This window comes from Zobellia uliginosa (assembly GCF_900156625.1).
Lineage (GTDB): Bacteria > Bacteroidota > Bacteroidia > Flavobacteriales > Flavobacteriaceae > Zobellia > Zobellia uliginosa.
This window is the reverse complement of the sequence record NZ_FTOB01000007.1, coordinates 65349-86118: the sequence shown is the minus strand read 5'-3', so window position 1 is coordinate 86118 and position 20770 is coordinate 65349. Positions and strand designations below refer to the sequence as shown.

Below are 20770 nucleotides of genomic sequence, written 5' to 3'. Positions count from 1 at the left end.
CCTTTTCAAATATCAATTAGGCTGATTCTTTATACGACAAGGAATTTATTAGAATACCGAAATCGGCCATAATCATACCACCAAGCGATACTACCACTTCGATATAGAACAAATGTATTCGCTGATAGGGCTTCATAAAATAGATTATGCTCTTCATTTAATGGATTATTTTCTTATTACTATATTAGTATCATGAAAAAGAAAGATGCCTTCACCGGTCAGAAGATGTTAGTGATACACAAAAAATCACTCAAAATTTTAAGAAAAAACCAATTTACAAGGGGCTTATATGTGACAGACGTCGGTTATTTCCCTAAGGCACAATTTCACTATCGTGAAAGGCCCAAAGGGTGTTCTGAATATATTCTTATTTTTTGCGCCCAAGGAAAGGGCTGGATAGAAATCGATGGAGACCGGCACATACTCACCAAAAATCAGTTCTCCGTCATACCTAAAAATTGTCCGCACAAGTACGGTGCCGATTTTAATGACCCTTGGACTATCTATTGGATACACTTTAACGGAGAAAACACGGATCATTTCATCAACCCCTTTGTGTACCCGAGGACCTTAATTAAATCACCGAATAGTAGACTTGGGGAAAGGGCCCTTCTTTTTGAGGAAATTTATTACACCCTTGAAGCAGGAAATTCATTGAACAATCTCGAATACAGCAGTGTACTGCTTATCAACCTTCTCGGTTCGTTCAAATACCATTCGCTTTTTACGCAGACCAAGACATCGTTGAACAATGACCCTATTTCTATGGCTATTACCTATATGAAGGAAAACATCCGAAAAAAACTCAGCATTGCAGAAATCGCCTCCTCTTCGGGTCTTTCCGTTTCACATTTCTGCCTTCTTTTCAAAAAGAAGACTTCCCATACTCCTATTGAGCATTTTATCTACTTAAAAATGCAACGCGCCTGCCACCTTTTAGATTTCAGCAGCCTACGGATCAATGAAATAGCCATTGACATCGGCTATGACGACCCTTACTATTTCACCCGGGTTTTTAAGCGTGTAATGGGGAAATCACCATCGGCATATCGAGATAATCTAGGTTCTCCCCTCACGCATTTAAACGATAAGGGCCATTAGTACAGGCCTTCCAAAATAATTAAAATTATTTTGGATAGGGGAATCGCAAAAGAATAGGATATAACTTAACGGAAGGTCAAAGAGCGCATCTCATGCGCTTAGTCTTACCACGTTTGAGTTAGTTTTTGTTAGTTTATAAAAGGAGTGTATCGTTGAGTTGCACTCCTTTTAGTTTTTACATCCTACTGTCGATATAAAAACTTAGCCATCATAAAGCAAAGTTTACCCTACTCTCGTATTCCATAAGTTACAGCCTGTGGTTTAGGCTTGAAACCAATTTTATGATATCCGCCCTATACATCGTTGCCTTCCCGTACCAACACCATCCTACCAAGGTTTAATAGGAAATAAAATTCCCATAGGCAATTACCGTAATGCCCAATGTCATTACCAATAGGCCTGAATACAGAAAATATTTGCTTCGTTTTCCCGCATTGGTCCATTCTCCAGAAAACAAGCCCAATATATTAGCTATCATAATACAGCCCGTTTGAAACACGGCAAAACCGACCGACGTACCCAAAGCTCCTAAACTATAAGCCCCTAGACCGTAAATGAGCAAGGATGCGACATATACAAGGGCCATCACAACAATCAAGAGTATATTCTTCCTACTCGATGGGGATGCGAACTTATGCCACGACTTGCTTTGGTTCAGCTTATACGCAAAATACAGTACGGTAACCACTCCACTTCCGATAAAAGACGGTAACATTACTGCCAGCCTAGCAATCCACGGTTCATTTCCAAATTGTTCTTGAGAAATCCTTCCTATTTGCCCTATAGTATCGGCCACATGATAAGACAGGTTAAACCCTGCCGCACAAATACCGCCTACAATACACATGATTATTCCGGTCTTCATATGTTTTGAAGAACTTGTATCACTCGCCGTATCGGCGTTGGCTTCCCTTAAGAGCCCTGCCTTCCCGTTCAGGACAATGCCCCCCATAATAATAAAGATTCCCAAAACGATGACCCGACCCGCAGTCGTATTCAACTGATCCAAATTCCCCATAAAAAAGGGAAGCATAGACCCCACCAAAGTAGCTACGCCTATCAACAAGGAAAAGCCCAAAGCCATTCCAATTTTAGAAATACTGATTCCCCAGAGCAAATTGCCTATGCCCCAGAGCATGCTTAAAAAGAAAATACCGACAAAAACCGAGCTTGGAACTTGGGCGAAGGTCTCACCCAAGCCGTTCACTAGAATAAACGAGGCCAAGACCGGAACGATAATCATGGCAAAGAGCCAAAAACTACCCCAAAGATTTTCTACGCCATAGCCCTTAACATATTTACTTGGAAAAGCGTAAAAACCCAGCATAATAGCCGCTAAGAGCACCCAAAAAAAAGCTAGTAACATATCTTTTTATTTTTTATCGGAAGTCTAATTCGCATAATCTAGATAGACCGTTCTTTTTTGCAAGTGATCTTCTATACCGTACACGCCATCTTCCCCGCCCGTACCTGACGTTTTATGTCCTGAATGATAACCTTGAATATAGCCTACAATATGCTTATTGATAAATATGGTACCCACCTGCAACTGATCTATCGCTTTCTGATGCGTTCTATAATCGTTGGAATACAAATAAGCGGATAGGCCTTCTTCCCTTGCATTGGAATATGCCAAGGCCTCATCAAAGCCCGAAACCTTCATAATGGGCAGAACAGGCGCAAACAACTCATGTTTTGTGGTAGCATCACCATTTTTAACGTTGATCAGAACTGTTGGCTCATACCAATTACCCGTTTCAAACTGGGCACCTTCCGGTCTTTTACCGCCCAAGACCAATTCGGCCCCTTCGGCGATATTATCCTTAACCAATTGATCTACCCTCTCCAAACCATGGGTACTAACGTTGGGGCCCATATCGACAGTTGCCTCAAAGGGATTTCCGGTTTTGATCTGCCTAACCCTTTTTACCAATTTTTCGGTAAATTCATCTGCGATTTTTTCATCCACCATTACCATTTCGTTACAGATACAAACCTGACCGCAATTGGCGTAACGTGAAATAACTGCCGCCTCTACGGCTTTGTCGATATTCGCATCTTCACAGACGATAAAAGGAGCCTTACCGCCCAGTTCCAAGATCAAGCCGGTAATATTGTTTGCGGCGGCACGATACATGGCCCTTCCGGCATTGGTGCTTCCGGTGAGACTGATAAGCTTGGTAATAGGACTTTCTACCAATAACGACGCGACTTCCGTATTTTTGGTCGAAACCATATTAACGACCCCCTTAGGCAGACCGGCTTCATCCACCAAACGACAAAACTCCGAGGCCGTTGTCGGTGTCAATTCGTGGGGTTTTAAGATAATCGTATTTCCCGTAGCGAGGGCCGGTCCTAATTTACGTCCAATCAAGGCCAAAGGGTAGTTAAAGGCACATAATGCCACGGTAACACCATAAGGAACCTTATAAATGGTCAAGCGTTCATTGGGGCTATCCGACGGAAAAACGGCCCCTTGAATTCTACGGGCCGCTTCCGCACTATAGGTCATATAGCGAATGGTATCATCAACTTCCCCTAAAGCTTCCCCATACGTTTTGCCCTGTTCACAAACCAAGAGTTTCGCAAAATGCTCACGCTCCAACTTTAAGCGGTCGGCAATGGCGTAGATATAATTCGCCCTAGTTTGAGCCGGCAATAATTTCCATTCAAATCCCGCTTTTTCAGAAGTTTCCAAGGCGTATTGGGCATCATCGGAATTACAGGCTGTGACCGTAGCGTACACCTTGTTGTTTGCAGGATTTTCAACTTCAATCTTTTCTCGACTTGCAGCATCTAGCCATTCCCCATTGATATAACACCTATAATGTTTTACATCTTGTTCCATTCGTATTGTTTTTTTAAGACTTTACTTAAATTTAGGGACCCTTTTCTCTATAAATGCCTGAAATCCCTCTTTGGCATCAAAGGTATCGTACAAAGAATCCACACATTGTGTTTCGTAATTGAGTGATTCTTGCCATGTCATTCCTTTATGTTTTTGTACATAATGTTTAATGGCCGCCATTGCTTCTCCCGGCCCGAGGGCCAAACTGTTTACATAGGCCATTACTTTCTGTTCGAACTCCCCTTTTGTATATAATTGGTTGAACAAACCAAAATCATATGCTTTTTGAGGTGAAATGGAGTTTCCGGTAAGCAATAGCTCCATGGCCCTACTTGCCCCTATTAAATCGATCAGACGTGGCGTTCCGCCATTGCCGGGCATCAAGCCCAATTTCACTTCGGGTAAACCGATCAAATAATCACCTTCGGCCGCCAAACGTATATCACAGGCCATGATCATTTCCAATCCTCCCCCTAAAACATGACCACTTACCGCCGCTACAACGATCTTATTACTTGTTGTAATGGCATCGGAAACGGCACGGGCCGCCTTTACCATTTCGACATTCCGTTCCGTAGTATTCGTGCCAAATATTTTAATATCGGCCCCTGCGCAAAAGAATTTTTCGGAAGTGCTGTTTATCAATATCACTTTTATGGCATCATCGTTACCAGCCTCTATAATCGCATGGCCCAACACTTCCAAAAAGCCTTGATAATAACTGTTTGCCTTGGGCCTATTTAAACTTATAATAGCTACACCCGATTCTTTTTTAATCAATATCTCTTCCCCTACTTCCATTTTTATGCAAATTCAGCGTTTATTTTTTCCGTATGCTCCCCTAATATGGGCGTACCTATTTCCGTAGTCAAAAATTGCCCATTGATCCGAATGGGGCAGCGGGTCGTTTTATACTTATAGCCATCCGACATCTGAACCTCCTGTACCATTTCAAGGATTTTGAAGGCTTCCGTATCGAACAATGTTTTCCAATCCATAATTTCGGCACACCAAATATCCGCAGGTTCTAGAACCGCCAACCACTCTTGGGTGTCTTTGGTGCTCAAATGATCGGCTAAAATGCTTTTGATTTCATCACGTTTCGTAAACCAGGAGCCGACTTCGGGATATTGCGTCAATTCATGGCAGCCCAATAGCTCGCCCAAAAACGGGATGGCCCCCATGGCCAAGGCCATATACCCGTTCTTTGTCCTATAGATTCCATAGGGGGCACCTAAATAAGCATGTGCCGAATTTGACTTAGGGCGTTTCGTAGGCTGTCCTCCATCCGTAAAAAAACACGTAATCGACTCAAATTGAAATTCCAGGGCGGATTCCAACATACTTACCTCGACCCTTCCGCCCTTTCCCGTAGTTATCTTGCGGTACAAACAGGCCAAAATACCTTGTGCCAAATGCACCCCCGATAAAATATCGACCACGGCCAAGCCTATAGGCACAGGCCCGGCCCCTTCGTTCCCGTTCAACTGGGTCAGGCCCGAAACGGATTGCAACAATAAATCCAATCCCGGTTTATCTTTCCATACCCCTTCCTTACCATAGCCGGATAATTCCGCATAGACCACAGCCGGATTTATGGTTTGGACGGTCTCGAAATCGATTCCCAACTTTTTGGCCACCCCTGGTCTAAAATTATGCATCAGCACATCTGCTTGGGCAATGAGTTTGTAAACCTTTTTACGGTCTTCCCCGCTTTTCATATCGGCCACATAACTCTGCTTATTTCTATTGATGGCGTGAAACATGGAAGATTCGCCGTTCAAAACCACATTTGAACAATATAAATGTCTTCCGCTATCCCCAGTGGGTTTTTCAATTTTTATCACCCTTGCCCCTAAATCGGCCAATCGCAAACTTGCCGAAGGTCCTGACAAATATTGGCTAAAATCAATTACTAATATTCCGTCTAAAGGTTTTTCCATTCCTAGTTCAGATTAAATTCTTGGTCAATTACCCTATTATCCTCACCGGGTTTGGGTGCCGATTTTCTATTAAAGATCCGATGCCCATCAATTCGAATAGGACAGCGGGTGGTTTTCATGGTTAGACCATCGGAAGTTTCCACTTCTTGGTCCATTTTCAGCACTTTATAAACCTCATGGTTTAAAAGGGTTTTGTAATCATAGATGGGAGCCACCTTAAAATCCAAGGGCTCAAAAAGGTCCAACCAATATTGAGTGGTTTCTTTTATAAGGTATCCCCTTAGAAAATCCATAATCTCATCCCTTTTCGAGAACCAGGTTTCCTTATCTAAAAATTGATAGGGCAAGGCAAGTCCCATAGCCCCCACCAATTCATCCAATGGGGTCAACGCAATGGAAAGATACCCGTCTTTTGTTGGATAGACCCCATAGGGAGCCGCGACATAGGCATGTGCATTCCCTTTTTTTGCCCGCTTGGGCAATCGGTTTCCGTCGTTGAAATAGGTGGTCAATAGTTCAAATTGAATATCTAAGGTAGATTCCAATAAACTCACCTCAACTTTTGCGCCTTTTCCGGTTTTAGTCCGGCCGACAAGGGCCGCTAAAATCCCTTGTACCAAATGTGCCCCGGTAAAAATGTCGGAGGTCGCCAAGCCGGAAGGTGTCGGGTCGTCGGCAGCATTTCCGGACAGATTGACAAAACCGGACAAGGACTGAATCAACAAATCTTGTCCCGGCTTTTTGGCCCAAGGTCCTACAGGTCCGTATCCCGATACCACTCCATAAATGATTTTAGGGTTTATGGCTTTAACGGTTTCATAATCCAACCCTATTTTTTCCATGACACCTGGGCGAAAGTTATGCGTCATCACATCCACTTGGGAGATCAGTTTTTTGACCCTTTCCAAATCATCGGTATTTTTTAGGTTTGCGGCGTAAGACCGTTTATTGCGATTTGCCGTATGAAATACCATACTGCTTTCGTCTATAAACAAATTTTTCAAGGTAATCTGTCTACCCGCCTCACCTGTTCCCGGGCGTTCGACCTTAATGACGCTAGCCCCCAAATCCGCCATTTTCAATCCCGCGGAAGGACCAGCCATAAACTGGGCAAATTCTAAAACCGTAATTCCTTCCAATGGCAGCATAGCTATATTTTTAATGATTTTATGTACAGCTTATTCAGGGTATCCAAAACCTCCTTGGCGTCCCCACCGTTTTTCATATATGCACGAATCGGGGCTCCCGCATTATCTTGAAAATACATGTGTCCGTGATAGCGTGGACGTAAGAAGGCCCTATCCAATGCGGGCAAGGTATCTTTAAAGAAATCCTTGCACACCGTATTCGTTTCCTTATTCACCCAAGCGGAACGATGCCCTGGCTGACCTCCGTTATCGAAGAAAACTCCAGTTTGCGTTTCAGGAGATGCTACATACGCCGCGTATTCCAATGCCTTTTCTTGATGTTTGCTACTGGAAGATATCGCCAAACCCGTACCACCCAAGGTTGTTATTAGCTTTTGTCCGTCAATAGCGACCATATCGTGAAACTTCAATCGCTTTCTTGCATATCCGTTACGGGAGTAGTTTGTATACCCATAAGCAAATGGCGAATAGGAATACGTATCGTCTAGGGTCATGGCCTCATAAACCGCAATGGGATTCATATCGTAGCATTCATCGGCGATGTACCGTCCTAATTCCCGGAGCATTTCAAGAGCTTTTATCCCTATTTTTTCGGTCACGAAGTGCTCTGTTGATAGGGCCACATCTTCCCCCAAGGTACAGCATACCATATAAAAACTCATTAAGGTATCTTGGGGAATTCCGGGTATGGCCACCCTGCCCTCTTTGGCCAAATCGATTAAATCATCCCAGGTTTGCGGGATATCGGGCAGCAAATCTTCACGGCTCGCCGCTACCGGGGTCGCAGCATCAATGGCCAAGGCACTTTGGTAGCCATCAAAACAATAGCTCTCATGGGATTTCCCTACGGAATTGTTCCTTTGGTCCTCTAGATAGGCTTTGGGCAAATGGTCATTCAAGGGTATAATAACGCCGGTTCGAGCGGCAAAGCCCGCCCAAGGATGGTCTATGATCAATAGGTCATAGCGCTTTGCCAATTCATTTATAGGTTCATCGGCAAATGCTTGCAGCGATCGTTTTTCCCAGATGATTTCTACATCGGGGTTCAATTCATGAAAACGTTGTGCCGTAGCCACAGCTGACGTAAACCCCCGGCTGTGATCCCAGGTAATGCCCTTTAATTGTACTTTATCGGTATTCACTTAAAAAAATCTTTAGATGCTTAATTCGTATTAATCAAAACCTATTGCCGTTGGTTTTTGAACCCCACTCTCATAGTCCTTGCCATTTTCACGGGTAAATTCGTCAAAGAAAAAATAGTACGAACCGTAACCTCCATGGCCATTTCCGTTTTCCATTTCGAGTCGCTCTTGTTTCCATTCCTGAAAACGTTTGGTTGCTTCTGCTTGATCCCCTATCAGAAAGAAATAATCGTTGTGTGAGATTTGATTTCCTTCATTGTCGAGTAATTCCAATTCCACATAGAACTTTTCTTTTACCTTACCTAAAACATCTTCGCTAATTGCAAACAATTGTTCGGCGCTATTCTCTTCAATGCTTGCCACCTTAAATGTCTTTTCAAGCAGTTTTTTCTTTTTATCATTACTGATCTTGAAATTAATAGTACAGTTTTTATACGACCTATAGAAATCGTTAACGACCCAAATATTGCCAACAAATGGCTCATCTGTATGCCATCGGCGCTTTTTGAATTCAAAGTTCACCAATAAGGGTTGATATGCTTTTTGAACGAAGTAATATGAGTTCTTTGGCTTTTGATAATTATCCACAATTCCCCATTTCATATCGGGCCAATAGGTGATATAATGACAGAGTGCGATTGCGCTCAAACTAGGCTTATCCCTACGGAAGTGTTCTATACCATTCTGAAAAATGATCCCCTGTGCATCTTGGGTGGCATTTACGAACTCTTCCAAAGAACCTTTCATTTCACTGCCGAACACATCCCAGTTCTGCATACGCAGGCGTGTCAAATCCGCCCAGTGATGTCCCCAACTCAATCCCGGAGGCCACATTTCATCTTTGGGGATAAATTTCTTCAGACTTTCTACGGAAGGCACGGAAGTAATGGCAAATTCGGGAACAATAGGATAGCCATCCGCCTTGGTCTGGTACCAATCTTCATGAAGCCATTCGCCCATATCGTAAAAATAACGCAGGGCATGTACAGCTTCCTTTGGCTTGAAGCCGGCCTGTTGGGCCACATGATCCGTCATGGGAGAGTCGGGTACGTACGGTAATTTGGCATAGGCCTGCAAGGAATCGCCCAAGCGCTCCAAAAATTTTCTTCCTGCCTGTGGATCACGTGTACGGAACATCATTTCCTCCCCGCCTTCCATCATGATCAATGACGGATGGTTTCTGCGTTCTTTGATTACCCTGACCCCTTCATTAAAAATCTCGGCGAGATTTTCCTCTTCCATGGGAATATTACCCGTTCCTAATGGAATCATATCTTGCCAAATGGTCATTCCCATTTCATCGGCATACTGATAAAACTCAGGGATTTCCGGTGGATGCCATCCAAAAATCCGGATATTGTTCATGTTCATTTCCTTGGCCATTTTTATCAGCTTGAAGTATTCTTCTTTGGAAGTCCTCCCCGTAAAAATGTCGACCGGGCCTCCCCAGCAAGCGGAACGAATAAAGTGAAACTTACCGTTGATATAAGTAGACCTTGGAAAGGAAAGATCTACGTCTTTTACAAAACCGGGATTCCATTTAGAGGTGACTTCCCTAATACCAAAAGTGGTGGTATTGTAATCATGGTTTACATTCGCTTCCTTTAAGGATATTTTCGCCTCGTATAAATTAGGGTCGCCTAAATCCCAAGGCCACCACAACTTCGGTTCTTCCAAATGGATGGTCCGAACCACCTTATGCTTACCTGGGGCGATATTTTGATCAAATTCGATTTCTACAGCTTCAGACTCAAAGTTTTTCCCTTCAAGTGAAACTACAAATTGCATGTTTTTGGCAATTGAATCGGTATTTTCAACAGTCATCTCTAGACTAACATCGGCGGAGCCGTCCTTATTGATCTGGTTATTCGCATATACATCATTGAAGCGCACCTTGCCACTGCGTACCATTTTTACGGGACGCCAGATTCCCATAGGCGCCAAATCCCTCCAATAATCCCCAAACCAAGGTGTTTTTTTTCCGGCTACAAAGGCATTTACCTGCGGTGCCGGGTCAATTTTTACAATCAACATGTTTTGCCCCTTGAGATAATCATGTTCACTGATGCGCAAATACTCGTTTACATTGAATGAAAAACCAGAAAGTGCTCCCTCGTTCTTTCCTAGATAATGACCGTTCAACCAAACTTCGCAGCTGTAATCGACTCCCTCGAAGACTATATCGACCACTTGGTTTTCTATGCCCTCCGTAACCCGAAATTGATAAGCGTACCACCATTCATATTGTTGTACCCACTGTGCTTTAACACTGTTTCTACCAAAGTAGGGATCTTCGATAACCCCTGCTTTCCATAGATCGGTATATACATCCCCTGGTACTTCGGCGTTGTTCCAAACCAATGTTTCAATATCTTCGGAAGGAAGCTTATGCAGGCCTCTTTTTACGCCTTCTCCGGGAAGCATCATTTTCATACGCCACTTCATACCGCTGAAGTCCCTTACCGACTGGCTATTGTTTTCATGGGAAAAAGTTGTGTTTGGCTGGGCATAAACCCCAAGACTACAGATAGCAATTAACAATGTAGTCGCCAAAATCTTGATGTTTCCAAAAATATTATCCATAGTATTCACGATTATTGTATACTACAAAGATGAAAAAAAACTTAATATAATTTAAATATAAATAGTAATTTTATATTTGAATATACTTTAACGTACATACTTATGAGCAAATACAAAGCACCCGCACTTGAAAAAGGCTTGGATATATTGGAATATTTATCTGAAAGAGGCATTCCTCAGACACAAACGCAGATAGCCCATGGGCTCGATAAAAGTCCGAATGAAATCTATAGAATGCTGGCCTGTTTAGAAGACCGAAAATATATTGACAAAACCTCAACGGGCCAATATGCCCTTTCCATGAAAATGTATCAACTATCCCATCGCCATAGTCCCGTAAAAGGTCTAGTTCGGTCAGCGAAACGGCATATGGATGATTTGGCCCACAAAACCAACCAATCTTGTCATTTGAGTATATTGCATTATGGAGATCTATTAGTCATCGCCCAATCGGAAAGTCCTGGTGCGGTATCACTATCGATCAAGGTAGGAAGTTTATTCCCACTTCTACAAACGTCATCCGGAAAGGTCCTAGTAGCCTTTGAAAAAGAACAAAAACGAAATCACATTCTAGAAACTAGCGACTATTACAATAAGCAAGACAAAAATTTTAAAGAACACTTTTCAGCAGATATCGATACCATTCAGAAAAATGGATATCATTTAACCAGTAGTGAATTAACCGTTGGTGTAACCGATATAGCTGTGCCGATTATGGGTATGGGCAATGAAGTGTTATGTGTATTGGCCATTTCCAGTTTAAACCCGATAACCCGTAAACAAGACAACAATATACTCATAGAAGAATTAAGGAAGACCGCTGTTAAAATAAACGCGGAACTCACCTGACATCGGTGAGCCCACTCCAGTATACTAACTAAACACAGCCAGCCAAACATCCTATCTGCAATCCTTAGCTCCAGAGGTAAAACCTGACAACCAAAACCCTATGGCCCATAAAAGTTATTCCAGATGCATAATAGGACGGAATACTCCCTGACCTTACACCTCATATAACGACAGAACACCCGAAAAATAACAGTACAGGTTTTATACCCCCTATGTACAAACCGCTCTATATTTTGTACTATCAGGAAAGCCTAGGCACCTTCCCAATGGTCAAAGGCCCTTAAATAAAAACAAAAAGCCCTGTAACCCTCCCTCCTTTTGTTTATTATTACACGCCAAAACACGGTCAATCACGGCAATTGGCTACATATTCATAAATTTGCTTGAACTGTTTATAGGTTATACCATCGAAAAACATGCATACCTCCAATGGCCTTTATTTTTTGTGCTTCTATAAACTTGCGATTGTACTGTTTTTGGGGCTACAGTTTTTGCACGCTCAAGAAACCCCACCCATCGTCAAGTTTTCCGCTTCGGAATATGGGGCGGAAAACCAGAATTGGGACGTAACCCAAAACCTTCAAGGTTATATTTACGTGGCCAACAACGAAGGACTGCTCGAATATGACGGCTCTCGATGGGCCTTATACCCCTCATTTAACAATGCCGCAATTCGCTCATTATCTTCTTATAAGGATAAAATTTATTCGGGCAGTTATATGGAGTTCGGTTATTGGACCAAAAACGACAAAGGGGCAATGGACTACCATTCTATCTCCGAATCCATAAAAGAAAAGCTTTTCGAAGATGAAATCATTTGGAATATTGAAGGGCTCGATAAATATGTGGTCTTTCAGTCATACGATCGCCTTTATTTTTACAATACCGATTCAAAGGAACTGAACTTCTCTACGGATAAAGAGAACAACTACAGATTGTTCAAGGTCGGTCAGAAAATTTATCTTCAGAAGTACGACGGAAGAATTTTCAACCTTGAAAACGGAACGGAAAAATTGATCGCGACCATACCAAAAGACCTTAACATAAAGTTCCTGCTTAACATCTTCTCCGTAAATGAAGGGCTGGTCGTATTGACACGGACCAAGGGGCTCTACAAAATAGAAAACCGCACCCTTAAAAAATGGCATATTCCCGCTGACACCCTGCTTCAACATGCACGGGTATTCAGGGGCATTCAGTTAAAGGACAAAAGCTTTATGCTAGGCACCATCTCAAAAGGCATCGTTTCAATGTCGATCGATGGACAAATCACCGGGGTGATCAACCAAAAAAATGGCTTAAGCAACAACACCGTACTCAATTTATTTGAAGATGCCGACGCCAATGTTTGGGCCGCCTTAGACAATGGTCTTGATTGCATCAACAGGCAATCATATATAAGGGAATACAATGATCGCGATGGTACTTTTGGCACGACCTACGCCTCCATCACACACGATAAAAAACTGTATATCGGCACCAATCAAGGCCTATTCTATAAAAACCTAGGCTCTGACGAAAACCTAAAATTCATAAAAGGGACGGAAGGTCAGGTTTGGTCTCTTTATGCCGAAAACGACCAACTGCTATGCGGACACAACAATGGTGTCTTTTCCATTGCGGGTAATACGGCATCGTTAGTGGCCCATATTGATGGGACATGGGACTTTAAGCCCATACCCGATCACCCCAACAAACTACTGGTCGGTCATTATTCTGGCTTGGCCATATTGGAAAACGATGCAGGCTCGTGGAAACTAGGCCACAAAATCAAAGGGTTTGAAATTTCATCGCGTTTTTTTGAAATTCTCGATACCCGCGAAATATGGGTCAATCACGAAACCAAAGGAGTCTACCGCTTAGTACTGAACAGCGATTTTTCGTCTTTTGATTCCGTGACCCTGCTTCCCGACATTGAAAAAAGCAAGGGCTCGGGAATAGTAAAGATGGGCAAAGATCTGCTCTATACAAATCGAAACGGGATTTTCAAGCTTGACCCTAAGATAAAAAGATTTGTAAGGGATTCCACCCTAAGTCCGCTTATTCCAGAGGGCGAATACCTATCGGGCAAATTGGTATTTGACCAAAAGGAACGTCTGTGGAGCTTTAACCAGACCCATATCGGCTATACCCAAAAAGGTCCCTTGAACACTATGGTAGACTTCAACTCCATTCCCATTGGAAACAATTGGAGAAAAATGACCCTCAGCTTTGAAAATATCACCCAAATAGATAACAACAAATACCTTATAGGCAAGACCAATGGCTACTTATTGATAGACCTTGACAAGATTCCGAACAAGCCCCATCAAATTGTGTTGGACAAGGTCGGCCTAACACAAAACGAAAAGGATACCAAGGATGTCTCCATAGGTGAAGAAGGCCAGTTTTCCTATAAACAATCAACACTCAATTTTCATTATAGTGTTCCCCAATACGGCAAGTACACCAAGGTCAACTACCAATATCAATTGAAAGGGCTCGACGATTCGTGGAGCGAATGGGGTCCGGCCCCATCCGCCACCTTTGAAAAGTTGCCTTATGGAGATTATATATTTAGGGCCCGATCAAAAATCGGGAACCATGTTTCAACGAATACGGTACAATACAGCTTTGTTATCGCCCGCCCATTTTACCTCTCCAACCTAGCGCTTTTGTCATACGCCCTGCTCATCTTCGGTCTCGGATTTATAGTGCACAAATCGTATAAGACCTACTATCGCCGACAAAACAGAAAAGCCATGCTCGAAAGTCAACGCGAAATGCAGTTGAAGTACATTAAAAGTGAACAGGAAATGATACGGCTAACCAATGAAAAGCTCAATCAGCAAATTGAAAGCAAGAACAGGGAACTGGCCATTTCAACTATGAGTTTGGTCAAGAGAAACGAATTGCTAAGAAGGGTCAAAAAAGAGCTCAAAAAGAATGATGACACATTTAACAAGGCCCATCCGGTAATAAAACTGATCGATAAAAACCTTAACAGTTCAAAAGACCGAAAAATTTTCATGGAGGCCTTTAACAATACGGATAGGGAATTTTTGACCAGGGCCAAGGAACTGCATCCTAATTTATCGTCCAACGATTTAAAGTTCTGCGCCTATTTACGATTGAACCTATCTTCAAAGGAAATAGCACCACTACTTAACATTTCCGTCAAAAGTGTAGAAGTAAGGCGTTCGAGGCTACGAAAAAAGCTCGATTTAAAAAGGGAAACCAAACTTACCGACTATATTCTCTCGATTTAAACGTTAAAACCACTTAAATATCACCCCTACATTACCCCCACAAATTACTTAAACCCCTTTATCCCTCCCTTTTTTTCCTCTTTTACAACCAAAAACAAAATGGCTATAAATCCTATAAATAATAAGGCTTCAGAAGCTATTGACAAGTCTATTTCAATATGTATGTTTTTGTAGTGCCACGTTTTCCCTTTCAAAAGATAAATCTCTCTACATTGGTAACAATAGAACTTTATGTTCTTGTGATACAAAATGTATAACTATCTAAAAACTCAACTTTTAATCTTGAACAAAACCAACGCTCTATGATTACCAAATTATTTAATCCAAGAAAAAAGCTACTGTGGCTTTTGCTCAATATTTTTTCTGCTGTAGTCATCTATTCGCAAGACCGGCAAAAAATAACAGGATCAGTTCTTGACCAAAATGGAATTCCCCTAGCGGGAGCCTCGATAGTGGTCAAAGGAACCACCCAGGGTACATCTACCGATTTTGATGGTAATTTCTCTTTGAACGCGCCCCAAGGCGCCACTACCCTGATTGCTTCGTATATCGGTTACGCCACTAAGGAAGTACCCATTTCAAACGGCCCAATAAGCATTACATTACAGGAAGATTCCAGCCAACTGGAAGAGGTCGTTGTCGTTGGTTATGGTACCCAAAACAAGAGTGATGTCGTCAATGCGGTTGCCGTGACCGATGTTGAAAAAGCCCTATTGACCCCGACATCGGATGTCAACGAAATGCTAAGAGGTAGAATAGCCGGTCTACAGGTAGATGTAGGGGGCGGAACCCTGAGACCTGGTGGTACTTCCGATATCATCTTCAGGGGACAAGGTTCCATTGAAGGTAGCGTTAGCGCCATTTATGTTGTCGACGGCATTATTAGGGATGGAGGTATCGAAGATATCGACTCTGACGATATTGAGTCCGTTGAATTCTTAAAAGATGCTTCCGCACAGGCCATTTATGGCTCAAGAGGGGCCAATGGTGTTGTTTTGATCACTACGAAGAGAGGTAAAAGCGGAAAAGTAAGCGTAAACTATCACGGCTTTGTAAGCTCAAAAACAATGGAGCGCAACTTCGATGTCTATAACGGACAGGAGTTCGCCCAATTAAGAAGGGAAGCTGCCCGATCCAACATTGCGGATGGCTCCTACCCCAATGAAGAGGATATTTTTTCTGAACTAGAATTGGCCTCCATAGCCAACAACGAATTCATCGATTGGGAGGATGAATTAGTAAAGAACGGTTATGTCAACAGTCATGCCGTGAGCGTTAGTGGCGGTTCGGAATTCACCAAGGTTTTCGGTAGTGTCAATTACTTTAAGGAAGAAGGTATTATTCCAACTTCCAGTTATACGAGAAAAACGTTACGTCTCAACGTCGATCAAAAAATCAGCGACAAGTTTTCAGTGAATTTTGACCTGAATATCTTGAACGATGATACCGAAAGGGCCGCCAACGTAAACGTAATTACTACCTCCCCACTGGGCAGGGCCTATGACGAAGATGGCAACCTCACCCAGTTTCCAAGCGGTGAGGAATTATCTGCCGTAAACCCCATTTGGAACCTACGGGAACAAGACAATGATGAAAAAGGGAACGATTACGTCATCAACGTTACCCCCATTTGGCAAATCACCAAAGACCTACAGTACCAATTAAAGACCAACCTTACCAGAAGAACATCGGAGAGAGGACAATACCAATCTTCACTAAGTTCCGCTGGCGACGATGTCAATGGTATTGCCAGAATAGACAACCGTTTGACCGAATCTTATTTGATAGAGAATATACTGACCTATGACAAGGCCTTTAACGAAAACAACAAGCTCAACCTAACCTTGGTTCAATCTTCCCAGGAAAACAAATACAGCAGAACCTTTACCGAGGGACAAGGTTTTTCAAATGAAAGTTTGGGCTATGACGGTATATCGAATGCCGTGGGGAACGTAACGGTAGAACGCGATAAAAACCAACAACGACTGGCTTCCTTTATGGCCAGGGCCAGATATAACCTCAACAATAAGTATTTGCTGACCGCAACCGCCAGGGCCGATGGGGCTTCGGTAAATTCACAAAACAACAAATGGAGCTTCAACCCGGCCGCTTCCGCTGCTTGGAAACTGCATAACGAGAACTTTTTAAGGGATGTCAACGCTGTTCAAGAGCTCAAACTCAGGGCTAGTTACGGTTCTTTGGTTAATGACCTTGGCCGTGCCTATACCTCTTTATTTACCGCGGATGGACAAAATTATACTTTCGACAGGGAATCCTTCTCAGGATACTCTCCATCGGTCATTCTCCCCAATACTGATTTAAAATTCGAAAGGATAACGACACTCAACTTGGGTCTTGATTTCTCTTTGTTCAATAGGGTGTTGACAGGTAATGTCGATTATTACGATGCTCGAACCACCGACCTATTGCTTCGACGGGGCGTACCTTCCATCACAGGTTACCAATACACCTTTTTTAATGCCGGGGAACTACAAAATACTGGTGTAGAGTTAAATCTAACGGCCAATATTATCACTACCGATAATTTTAAATGGTCGGTTTCAACCAATTGGTCTAGGAACAAAAACAAATTGCTGGAACTCTATAATGACGGCGATGGCAACCCCATTATTGCAGATGACACCTATGGATACTATGTAGGTCAACCTGTTGGCGTGATTTACCAGTACGAATTTGACGGTATCTGGCAAGAAGGCGAAGATTTCACCAATGCCCCACAGGCCAACCCCGAATCGGCACTTCCACAGGAAAACCTAAGACCTGGTGACATTAAAATAAAAGATACCAACGGGGTAGATGAAAACGGTAACGAAACTGGAATACCGGACGGAAAAATAACTCCCGAAGACCGGGTCTTTAAGAGTCCTAATCCCGACTGGTTCGGTTCATTGTCCACTTCCTTGGCATACAAAGGCTTTGACCTGTTTGTAGATTTCTATGCGGTTGAAGGTACGACCAAAGTGAATCCTTTCTTGTCTGATTTCAATAATGGCGGAACGCTTTCCGGAAAGCTCAATGGTGTAAAGGTGGACTATTATACACCCGAGAATCCATCCACCTCGTTTCCTAGACCTAATTACGACACTACCCCATTGTACTTAAATTCATTGGCGGTAAGGGATGCGTCTTACTTAAGATTAAGAACCGTCAGTTTGGGCTACACATTGCCCGATGCCATAACCTCAGATCTAAGTTTAGAGCAGATTCGATTTTATGTTACCGGAACAAACCTATTTACCGATACCGATTATATCGGCTATAGTCCAGAAGTAAATATCAGGAGTACCTTTTCGAATGCCGACACCGGCTATCCAGATGCAAGAAGTTTCACTTTTGGTGTAAGGGTTAAATTTTAAAACAAAGAAATTATGAATACCGAAAAACTATACCTAAAATTAATGAAGGGATTTGCCCTACTAAGCGTAGTCGTTATAGCTGTATCGTGTGAAGACTATCTAGAGGAGCAACCGAGTACCTTGATCGATTCCGATTATATATATACTACCGAAGATGGGTTAAAATCGGGCGTAGTAAGTTTATATAAGTTCAACAGGGATCGATATGACAACGGCACCGAAGATTTTATGGGCGGTGTATTAATGTCTTCACGAAGCGATCTTGCCTTTAGCAGAACCGGCTATACCGGATTAATGGGCAGATATGAAAGAGGCGTCAGCCCCGTTGACCAAGGTGCCAACTTTGTATCTTCTTTATTCTGGAAACACTTTTACAACATTGCCAATAAGGCCACGGAGATTATCAATGCGGCCGAGGACTTAGAAGGTATCGATGAGGAGGTAAGAAAGCAAGTTTTGGCCGAGGCCAGGTTTTTTAGGTCGAACTCTTATTTCTATCTCTATCGCATGTTCAACAATATCTACGTCACCACCAATACGGTTACGGTAGACAATGCTTTTGACGTTATCAACGATAAGTCATCGAAGGAAGAGATTTTTGCACTGCTGAACAGCGATTTGGATTTCGCCATAGAGCATTTGGAATGGAACGATACCTTTGGTCGCGTAACAAAGGGAACGGCAAAACATTTAAAAGCCAAAGTGGCCATGTGGGAAGGCGATTGGGAAGAAGCCAAATACCAAGCCGTTTCCCTTATAGAGGAAGGACCACATAGCCTGATGCCTACAACGGAGGATGTCTTTTCCGGAGATAAAAACCATGCAGAGGCCCTGTTTGTAATACAGTCCCAAGACGACCTATTGGGCGGTGGCGACAATACCATGATCAACGCCAACTATGTCACCCAATACTTTCAGATTTCTGGGATAGAGGCCAATATTGCACAAGGAGGAAGGGGATTCTCAAGGATACTTCCCAACAAATATTTACTCGACCTGCTTGCGGAAGACCCCAATGACACCCGCGATGACGACACCTATTTTAGGCTAAAATACTATTATACCTCTGGAGATAGCATAAACCAAGAAATCAAGATCTATAAGCCGATTACAGATTTGAACAACCCTAGTGACACCTATACTTCGTACTACCAAAGACTTCATCCCTCTTGTATAAAGTTTGCCGAAGAAGACGACAACCCTAATTCCTATCTTCAAAGAAGCAATATCATGGTCTATCGCTTGGCAGAGACCTATTTAATAGCCGCAGAGGCCATAATGCGCTCTAGTGGAGACCCCTTACCCTATATAAACGCAGTAAGAACAAGGGCAGGAGCCGCTCCCTTGGCCACAGTGGACGAACAGGCCATATTGGACGAACGGGCCCGTGAACTTGCCTTTGAAGGTGAACGATGGTTTACCTTAAAAAGAATGGGACAAGAGGTCATCGATAGACAAATTACGAACTACGCAGGTGATGGGGAATACTATCCTGCCAACTTGGGCGAAAAAGACCCACGTACCAATTGGAAGCCTTACTATATCAATTTCCCCATTGCACAGATCGACCTTGATTTACTAGGTCCTGGCTACCCGCAAAACGATGGTTATAATTAATAGTTCCCCCGAAATAATTAATTGAGTTGAGCAATTTGGGCACAGGTATTAGGGCCTGTGCCCAAATATTAATATTAAAAATATAGAGTATGAGATGTATTGTTCTATTGATGACAATGATTCTGGTCGGTTCGTGTTCAACCACAAAAAAAACCGTCGATTTTTCACAAAACAAAGTGGTGGCCCACAGAGGGGCATGGAAGGCTAAAAATTTACCGGAGAACTCCATAGCTTCCCTTCAGGAAGCCATCCGAATGCAATGTGCAGGTAGCGAATTTGACGTACGTATGACCGCGAACGATTCTCTAATAATTACCCATGACCCAGATTACGCCAACTTAGAAATTGAAGAAAGCCCTTATGAAGACCTAAGCAAATTTCCATTGAAGAACGGAGAAGTATTGCCCACCTTAAGGCAGTATATTTTAGCCGGGCTTGAAAACAATACCACGACCCGTCTTGTGTGCGAGATCAAACCCTCTAAAAACAAGAAAAGGGGACTCATAATCGCTGAGAAAGTCTATAATTTGATAAACGAGCTCAACGCACAACATATGGTGGTGTATATCAGCTTTAGCTATGATATTTTAAAGCGATTGGAAGAACTGAACCCTGAAGTACACACGCAGTATCTAGACGGCAGCAAATCTCCCGAAGTATTGAAACGTGATGGCATCGATGGTGCCGATTATTACTTATCCGTCTTTAAAAAACATCCGGAATGGATCACAAGTGCCAAAAAGAACAAAATAGCCCTAAATGCTTGGACCGTAAATGAAGAGGAAGACATGGAGTGGTTCTTGAAAAACGATTTTGATTATATCACCACGAACGAGCCCGAGCTTTTACTTAAGAAAACGGCACAACCCTAAAAGCGATTTCTCCCAAGAAGAACCTTGTGACGACCATTACCT

At 42.8% G+C, this 20770-nt stretch carries 14 protein-coding genes; 6 read left to right on the top strand and 8 right to left on the bottom strand.

Annotated elements, in window-relative coordinates:
• Positions 1-16: 16 nt before the first annotated feature.
• Positions 17-157: a hypothetical protein gene (locus BW980_RS22670; RefSeq protein ID WP_175609922.1), complete on the bottom strand. Its 141-nt coding sequence runs from the start codon at positions 155-157 to the stop codon at positions 17-19.
• Positions 158-192: 35 nt separating this feature from the next.
• Here BW980_RS22670 and BW980_RS18975 point away from each other — a divergent pair, with 35 nt between their 5' ends.
• Positions 193-1101: an AraC family transcriptional regulator gene (locus BW980_RS18975; protein ID WP_083690538.1), complete on the top strand. Its 909-nt coding sequence runs from the start codon at positions 193-195 to the stop codon at positions 1099-1101.
• Positions 1102-1438: 337 nt separating this feature from the next.
• Here the strand turns inward: BW980_RS18975 and BW980_RS18970 are convergent, their stop codons facing one another.
• From BW980_RS18970 to BW980_RS18940, 7 genes are read right to left on the bottom strand one after another with little or no spacing between them, the layout of a single operon-like run.
• Complete coding sequence (locus BW980_RS18970) at positions 1439-2467, bottom strand: L-rhamnose/proton symporter RhaT (RefSeq protein ID WP_076456736.1); 1029 nt, start codon at positions 2465-2467, stop codon at positions 1439-1441.
• A 24-nt stretch (positions 2468-2491) separates the two neighbouring features.
• The gene (locus BW980_RS18965; RefSeq protein WP_076456735.1) at positions 2492-3949 is read right to left on the bottom strand and encodes an aldehyde dehydrogenase family protein; all 1458 of its coding nucleotides are present in this window, start codon (positions 3947-3949) and stop codon (positions 2492-2494) included.
• Between the two features lie 21 nt (positions 3950-3970).
• Positions 3971-4750: an enoyl-CoA hydratase/isomerase family protein gene (locus BW980_RS18960; RefSeq protein ID WP_076456734.1), complete on the bottom strand. Its 780-nt coding sequence runs from the start codon at positions 4748-4750 to the stop codon at positions 3971-3973.
• 2 nt (positions 4751-4752) lie between these two features.
• Positions 4753-5892: a CaiB/BaiF CoA transferase family protein gene (locus BW980_RS18955; RefSeq protein WP_076456733.1), complete on the bottom strand. Its 1140-nt coding sequence runs from the start codon at positions 5890-5892 to the stop codon at positions 4753-4755.
• 2 nt (positions 5893-5894) lie between these two features.
• Positions 5895-7040 (bottom strand): CaiB/BaiF CoA transferase family protein, encoded by a 1146-nt coding sequence (locus BW980_RS18950; protein WP_076456732.1) that lies wholly within the window; start codon positions 7038-7040, stop codon positions 5895-5897.
• Between the two features lie 2 nt (positions 7041-7042).
• The gene (locus BW980_RS18945) at positions 7043-8182 is read right to left on the bottom strand and encodes an ABC transporter substrate-binding protein (RefSeq protein WP_076456731.1); all 1140 of its coding nucleotides are present in this window, start codon (positions 8180-8182) and stop codon (positions 7043-7045) included.
• 30 nt (positions 8183-8212) lie between these two features.
• Complete coding sequence (locus tag BW980_RS18940) at positions 8213-10765, bottom strand: glycoside hydrolase family 2 protein (protein ID WP_076456730.1); 2553 nt, start codon at positions 10763-10765, stop codon at positions 8213-8215.
• A 102-nt stretch (positions 10766-10867) separates the two neighbouring features.
• Between BW980_RS18940 and BW980_RS18935 the strand changes: the two genes are divergently transcribed.
• The 5 genes from BW980_RS18935 to BW980_RS18915 all read left to right on the top strand — a co-directional run bounded on the left by BW980_RS18935 (position 10868) and on the right by BW980_RS18915 (position 20728).
• A complete protein-coding gene (locus tag BW980_RS18935) occupies positions 10868-11614 on the top strand; it encodes an IclR family transcriptional regulator (protein WP_076456729.1) in 747 nt (248 codons plus the stop codon).
• Positions 11615-12030: 416 nt separating this feature from the next.
• Positions 12031-14862, top strand: a complete 2832-nt coding sequence (locus tag BW980_RS18930) for a triple tyrosine motif-containing protein (protein WP_083690537.1) — start codon at positions 12031-12033, stop codon at positions 14860-14862.
• A 302-nt stretch (positions 14863-15164) separates the two neighbouring features.
• Positions 15165-18239 carry a SusC/RagA family TonB-linked outer membrane protein gene (locus tag BW980_RS18925; RefSeq protein WP_076456728.1) on the top strand — a complete coding sequence of 1025 codons (3075 nt, stop codon included), beginning with the start codon at positions 15165-15167 and terminating at the stop codon, positions 18237-18239.
• A gap of 12 nt (positions 18240-18251) precedes the next feature.
• Positions 18252-19856: a RagB/SusD family nutrient uptake outer membrane protein gene (locus BW980_RS18920; protein WP_076456727.1), complete on the top strand. Its 1605-nt coding sequence runs from the start codon at positions 18252-18254 to the stop codon at positions 19854-19856.
• An 89-nt stretch (positions 19857-19945) separates the two neighbouring features.
• Positions 19946-20728, top strand: a complete 783-nt coding sequence (locus BW980_RS18915) for a glycerophosphodiester phosphodiesterase (protein WP_076456726.1) — start codon at positions 19946-19948, stop codon at positions 20726-20728.
• Positions 20729-20770: the final 42 nt, after the last annotated feature.